Annotated in this window: 3 protein-coding genes and 1 pseudogene; all 4 read right to left on the bottom strand. The window is 38.3% G+C overall.

Features of this window, described 5'->3' with window-relative positions:
- Window positions 1–157 precede the first annotated feature (157 nt).
- The 4 genes and pseudogenes from ACMUMJ_RS16750 to ACMUMJ_RS16735 all read right to left on the bottom strand — a co-directional run bounded on the left by ACMUMJ_RS16750 (window position 158) and on the right by ACMUMJ_RS16735 (window position 3,790).
- Window positions 158–793, bottom strand: coding sequence for a hypothetical protein (locus tag ACMUMJ_RS16750; RefSeq protein WP_414679988.1), 636 nt, complete (start codon window positions 791–793; stop codon window positions 158–160).
- A 450-nt stretch (window positions 794–1,243) separates the two neighbouring features.
- Window positions 1,244–1,537 (bottom strand): type II toxin-antitoxin system prevent-host-death family antitoxin, encoded by a 294-nt coding sequence (locus ACMUMJ_RS16745; RefSeq protein WP_414679987.1) that lies wholly within the window; start codon window positions 1,535–1,537, stop codon window positions 1,244–1,246.
- Between the two features lie 83 nt (window positions 1,538–1,620).
- A pseudogene (locus ACMUMJ_RS16740) lies at window positions 1,621–1,761 on the bottom strand (HU family DNA-binding protein); the annotation flags it as partial.
- A 1,894-nt stretch (window positions 1,762–3,655) separates the two neighbouring features.
- Window positions 3,656–3,790 (bottom strand): zinc ribbon domain-containing protein, encoded by a 135-nt coding sequence (locus tag ACMUMJ_RS16735; protein WP_414679989.1) that lies wholly within the window; start codon window positions 3,788–3,790, stop codon window positions 3,656–3,658.
- Window positions 3,791–3,798 lie beyond the last annotated feature (8 nt).

Raw genomic sequence — 3,798 nt, 5'->3', positions numbered from 1 at the left:
GTGGTAATGAAAATTTAAACATCTGAGATTCCTTTTAAACGTTTCTTTATCTTTATTCTGAAGTTATTGTATTGGTATATCGAATTTCGATAGCGAAATGCCATCCAGATGACTCGTCACCCTTAAGGTTAAAGGTGGAACCATAGTTGCTGCCGTTTTACCGCAACTTGATTTTTAAGATTGCCTCAATTGAGTGTCTTTTACCGTCATACAGAAAGTCACTGACAACAGAGAGTTGTGTTTGTTTAATCGTAGTTACAGGGTCTAATGGACTGGCTTTTAATAGATGCCCAGTGGTATTGCGTATTGCGTAATCTGTGCCGTAAGCAATAAACATGCCTGCATGTATTTCCCGAGTTTGTTTCTTATTGTAGAAACATTTCATTTCTATTTTATGAAGCTCTCCAGGTTGGGCAACAAATACAATAGGGCTGGTCGTACAAGTGTTTTTTCTGGAGCTTAGCTTTATATTGCTCAACTCAATTAGAACGCCCTTACCTGTCGGACTATTTGCAACGGAATTGGCAGAATCTAACTCATTGGATATTTTATATAAGTATTCCCTTAGGTTTATAAGGTTGTAATGCGTTTTTTTCTCTCCGGACATGCCGAAATAAGGCTTGACTATGCTTTTCCCTGTCAATAAATACGCTATCGGCCCAAAACTTTCAGCGTTCTTTTTATCAGTCTTGAAAATTTGCTTTACTTCGCTCTCTGGCATAGCTAAAACCAGTTCTTTATCTTTAGGGGATAATCTTTCGATGTTCAATTGTGCTTTAATTGGTTGGGCCATAAGATCCGAAGATCCAATTAATAGTAAGGCCGAAAATATTTTAAATTTGTAGGGATGCTGCATATTAAATCCTTTTTTCTTATCCTACATCATATAATTAATTATTGTTTTGTTTGTTTTATATTCGGCCATTAACAGCAATATTTGAGTTCTACTTTATCAGGAAAGCCCTCTCAACTTCACAGCTACCTGTACACGTCATCGTGATTTCCAATATCAATAAGGATTATTGTACCGTCTTCCTTAATACGTAACGATAGCAACACTCGATAACTCATGTTTATCGAAATAGAATGAAGATTCTTTGATTCTATCGCATGGAGCCTTAGGGAGGGATGACTTGGGTTCAAGACCAACAACTTAAGTGTTTTCTCATACTGTTTGATGAGATTAGGATGTTTCTTAAAGAACTTTTTTGCTCTTCGTAGATAGCTATCTGTAACGACCAGTTTAATCATTCGAGAGATCTCGAATGTGATCATCAATACTGTCTAGCACTTCAAATCGGCCAGTTTGCAAATCGTCTTCGGTTTCTTTTAGCGCTTTATCCAACTGCCATTCTCTAAATTCGTCATACTCACTGACACTGGTCACAACATAAGCACAACGGCCACGAACCGTAATCGTGGCAACCGAATCAGAAGACAGCGCCTCTTCGATCGCTTGCGCACCTCGTGTTTTTAGCTCATTCGCTGAAATATTCATCACACCCTCTATCGAACCATATACAGTACTTTTAATCATACCTTAAAGCATATATAAACGATATGTTTATATATGCTTTTTCTGAAAGGGGGGATCTTGTTATTACTTTTCCGCCTTAAAAACTATGAATTGCATACTTTTTTTAATGCTTTCCTGGCTTTAAACGCTGGACTTTTACTCGCGGCAATCTGTATCGGTTCACCTGTTTTAGGGTTACGACCTGTTCGAGCGGCACGCTCAGTCACTTTGAACGTTCCAAAACCGGCATGCTTCAAATCAATTGAACAGTTGGAGAGCAATTCACGCCTCAAATTAGGTGTTCATAAACGAAGACCAGTAAAATAATAGTGCTCTGATAAGAGCTCACATTTTATTAATCAACCAGAGTTTACTTATGCCAAGGCACCTCTCTCCAGAACAGCAGCAACACCTCGTTGCAGTTCAATGGTTGAGAACTTCAATAGCCGACTACGCCCTTATCTAGAACCACGTAAACAAGTGACTCAGAAGAGTTTGGATCCGATCCGCTTTTACTTAAATCCCCAAGTCTTCCTCCGCAGTCAGCATGACTACCTTCAAGGTAAATCTCCCGCCGAAGTGATAACAGGATCTCCCCATCCAAACTGGTTGGAGATACTTGGGTTTAAACGCTTCAAACGGGTTAAGCTGGCCGCTTAACACATCTCAAAACGCCTCTAACAACATGCTCCTAGAGAGTAGGGTTCGGAGTGTCTACTGTTCAGTAAAAACCACTGTTTTTGAACCATGCCCAAAAGGGAGGACGTCAAGACGTAGCACAAGTGTTTTTTATTTTTATGATATGGACGTAGAACAAGTGTTCTGTATTTGGCTCTTTTTGAGTAGATGACTTTTTTATACTCTTATTTCAAAAGAGAAACAGGAGAAATCGACTCTTCCTTTTGAATTTTCTCATGGCGTCTGAAATGTTCATGCATGCCTCATTGTATATAGATAATGAGATAATGTTATTTTACTCGTTATGCCTCGCTGTTTTTAACGTTCTGGTGTGATAATTAGGCTTTAGGCTTTAGGTTAAAGGTGGAACCTTAGTAGCCGCCGATCGAGGTAGGTACAGTATGTCTTTCGTTAAGTGAAAAGTTATACATATGACCAAAAGAGAGGACGTCAAGACATAGCTCAAGTGTTTTGTATTTTTTCATGAAGTGGATGTAGAACAACTGTTCTGTATTTGTCTTGTTGGTAGTGCTCTTAATATAGAACGAGTGTTCTGTATTTGGCTCTTTTTGAGTAGATGAATTTTTTATACTCTTGTTTCAAAAGAGAAACAGGAGAAATCGACTCTTCCTTTTGAATTTCCTCATGGCGTCTGAAATGTTCATGCATGCCTCATTGTATTTAGATAATGAGATAATGAGATAATGTTATTTTACTTGTGATGCTTTACTGTTTTTAACGTTCTGGTGTGATAATTAGCTTTAGGTTAAAGGTGGAACCTTAGTAGCCGCCGATCGAGGTAGGTACAGTATGTCCTTTCGTTAAGTGAAAAGTTATACATATGATCAAAAGAGAGGACGTCAAGACATAGCACAAGTGTTTTGTATTTTTCCATAAAGTGGATATAGAACAACTGTTCTGTATTTGTCTTGTTGGTGGTGCTCTTAATATAGAACAAGTGTTCTGTATTTAGCTCTTTTTGAGTAGATGACTTTTTATACTCTTGTTTCAAAAGAGAAACAGAAGAGATCGACTCTTCCTTTTGAATTTTGAGTTTTCTCATGGCGTCTGAAATGTTCATGCATGCCTCATTGTATATAGATAATGAGATAATGTTATTTTACTTATGATGCCTCACTGTTTTTAACGTTCTGGTGTGATAATTAGGCTTTAGGTTAAAGGTGGAACCTTAGTAGCCGCCGATCGAGGTAGGTACAGTATGTCTTTCGTTAAGTGAAATAGTTATACATATGACCAAAAGAGAGGACGTCAAGACATAGCACAAGTGTTTTGTATTTTTCCATAAAGTGGATGTAGAACAACTGTTCTGTATTTGTCTTGTTGGTGGTGCTCTTAATATAGAACAAGTGTTTTGTATTTTTCATGAAGTGGATGTAGGCAAGAGGAGCATCAAACGAAAATTTGACACGCAATAAACATTGATATCCTCCCTCCACTAAATCAGACAAGCTGATTATATTGGGGGATTCCTCCTACGAGACGCTCATACCCGAGCGCAAGAATGTTCTTTGCCGCGTTTATGTCGCGATCATGCTCAGCTCCGCACTCTGAGCAAGTCCATTCTCTTATTCGCAAACCTGTTC

Origin of the sequence: Marinomonas phycocola (assembly GCF_047525455.1) — a bacterium.
Classification (GTDB): domain Bacteria; phylum Pseudomonadota; class Gammaproteobacteria; order Pseudomonadales; family Marinomonadaceae; genus Marinomonas.
This window is presented reverse-complemented; position numbering and strand designations above follow the sequence as displayed.

What these genes read in the sequence shown, in the direction of transcription:
- ACMUMJ_RS16750 (WP_414679988.1), bottom strand. Translation starts at nt 793, where the DNA reads ATGGCCCAACCAATTAAAGCACAATTGAACATCGAAAGATTATCCCCT.
- ACMUMJ_RS16745 (WP_414679987.1), bottom strand. Translation starts at nt 1,537, where the DNA reads ATGATTAAAAGTACTGTATATGGTTCGATAGAGGGTGTGATGAATATT.